Source organism: Actinotalea sp. C106 (assembly GCF_023630195.1).
Lineage (GTDB): Bacteria > Actinomycetota > Actinomycetes > Actinomycetales > Cellulomonadaceae > Actinotalea.
This window is the reverse complement of record NZ_JALPKN010000423.1, coordinates 1-1,982: the sequence shown is the minus strand read 5'-3', so window position 1 is coordinate 1,982 and position 1,982 is coordinate 1. Positions and strand designations below refer to the sequence as shown.

At 74.3% G+C, this 1,982-nt stretch carries 2 protein-coding genes; one reads left to right on the top strand and one right to left on the bottom strand.

Going from position 1 to position 1,982, the window contains the following annotated elements; genetic code table 11:
- Positions 1 to 173 precede the first annotated feature (173 nt).
- Positions 174 to 1,124, bottom strand: a complete 951-nt coding sequence (locus tag L0B03_RS17160) for a DUF4349 domain-containing protein (RefSeq protein ID WP_250448134.1) — start codon at positions 1,122 to 1,124, stop codon at positions 174 to 176.
- 129 nt (positions 1,125 to 1,253) lie between these two features.
- On the opposite strand from L0B03_RS17160, the gene L0B03_RS17155 reads away from it, so the two are divergent.
- The coding region (locus L0B03_RS17155; RefSeq protein ID WP_250448132.1) for an oxygenase MpaB family protein at positions 1,254 to 1,982 on the top strand (729 nt) is incomplete at its 3' end.

The window sequence follows — 1,982 nt, the reverse complement described above, 5'->3', positions numbered from 1 at the left end:
GCGAGCGCGGCACCGAGGGCCACCGCGCTGCCGCGGCGGTGAGCGCGGGGCGGGCGCGGTGCGCGAGGCGGGTGCGACGCGGGGAGCATGGCGCGACTCTAGTGTTCGAGGGGTCGAACTGCGAGAGTTCGGCGTGGCGAAGTCGTCGTCGCCCCGGGACGTGCCCCCTCGGGTCAGAGCCGCGTCGAGCCGGGGTCCTCCGGAGGGGAGGAGGGAGCGGCAGACGGCGCCGTTGCCGTCTGCCGCCGTCTGAGCCCCCGCCGCACGGCGACCGCGACCAGGGCCACCAGGCCCAGGAGGATCAGCCACGGCAGGAGGACGCCGAGGGTCAGGGAGAGGCCCGCCAGGGTGCTGACCAGGGCGTCCCACCCTGTCGACAGGCCCCCGAGGAAGCCGCCGCGGGCCTCGGTCGCGCTCGGGGGAGTGCTCCACAGGTCGAGCTCGAAGGTCGACATCGCGACCTGCTCGGACAGGCGTGAGCGCTGGGACTGCAGCGACTCGAGCTGGGACTGCCGGTCGGTCAGCACCTGCTCGGCCTCGACGATCTCCTCGATCGACCCCGAGCGCTCCAGGAGGGCCTCGAGCCGCGAGATCGACGTCTGCAGCGCGCGGACCCGGGCGTCCAGGTCCTGGGACTGCGCCGTCACGTCGTCGCTGTTCTGGGAGATCTGCTGGACCTCACCGAGCTCCTCGAGCCGCTCGAGGGTCGTGGTGACCTCGGTCGCGGGGATGCGGACCACGAGCAGCGCGCTCGCCTCGAGGTCCCCGTCGGCGCTCTGCTCGGATCGCTGCTCGACCCAGCCCCCCACGTGCTCGACGAGCCGGGCGGACTCCCGTGCGGCCTGCCTCGGGTCCTCGACCGTCATCGACACGTAGCCGGTGGTCACCACCTGCCGCGCGGACTCCCCGCCGTCGCCCGAGGCCTCACCGCCGAGGCCCCCCTCGTCCAGGTCGGCTGCGCCTTCCTCGGTGGTGCCGTCGTCGGCCGCGCTGTCCTCGCCGGCCGCCCCCTCGTCCCCGACGTATCCGCCCGAGGAGTCGGTGCCCTCGTCCGAGCTCGAGGTCGCGGAGCACCCGGTCAGGGCGAGCAGGAGGGCGACCATCACGGTCAGCAGGCGGCGCATGCGGCAAGGCTAGGAGCGCCATGACCAGCACGAGCGCACGATCGGTCCATCGTGATCAATTCGTCATGAGGGTCCCGCGCACGGTGATCGGACCGTGACCAAAGGCGTCCAGCATGTGAGGATCGAGACATGCCCGTGACCACGCCCCTGAGCTCGGCCCGCTCCGCCGTGGCCCAAGCGCTCCTCGCCCGCGTCGCCGGGCCTGAGGCCACGGCGACCCGGGTGCGCATCCACGGCACACCCGGTCCGCGCTGGTTCCCGGCGGACAGCCCGATCGGCCGGGTGCACGGGGACGCCTCGATGTTCGCCGGCGGGGTGCGCGCCCTCCTGCTGCAGTCGCTGCACCCACGGGCCATGGCCGCCGTCGCCGACCACTCGGGCTACCGCTCGGACCCGTGGGGCCGGCTCCAGCGCACCGCGACCTTCCTCGCGACCACCACCTTCGCGACCGCCGAGGACGCCGCGCAGGCCGTGGCCATCGTCCGTGCGGTGCACGCGCACATCCGTGGCACCACCCCCGAGGGGGAGCCCTATGAGGCCTCCGACCCGCACCTGCTGCGCTGGGTGCACGTCGCCGAGGTGGACAGCTTCCTGCGCGCCCACCAGCGCTACGGCCGCGAGCCCCTCGACGAGGCCGGCTGCGACGAGTACGTGGCCCAGAGCGCCGTCATCGCCCGGGCCCTAGGGGCCGAGGGGGTGCCCGTCACGGTCGCCGAGCTCGACGACGTGGTCACGAGCTACCGTCCCGAGCTCGCCCCCAGCGCAGCCGCGGCGGAGGCGGCCGAGTTCCTGCTGCGGCGACCGCCCCTGCCCCTGCCGGCCCGGCCCGCGTACGCGCTGATCGCCGCCAAGTCGGAT

Coding starts and splice junctions, on each gene's coding strand:
- L0B03_RS17160 (WP_250448134.1), bottom strand. CDS start 1,124: ATGCGCCGCCTGCTGACCGTGATGGTCGCCCTCCTGCTCGCCCTGACC.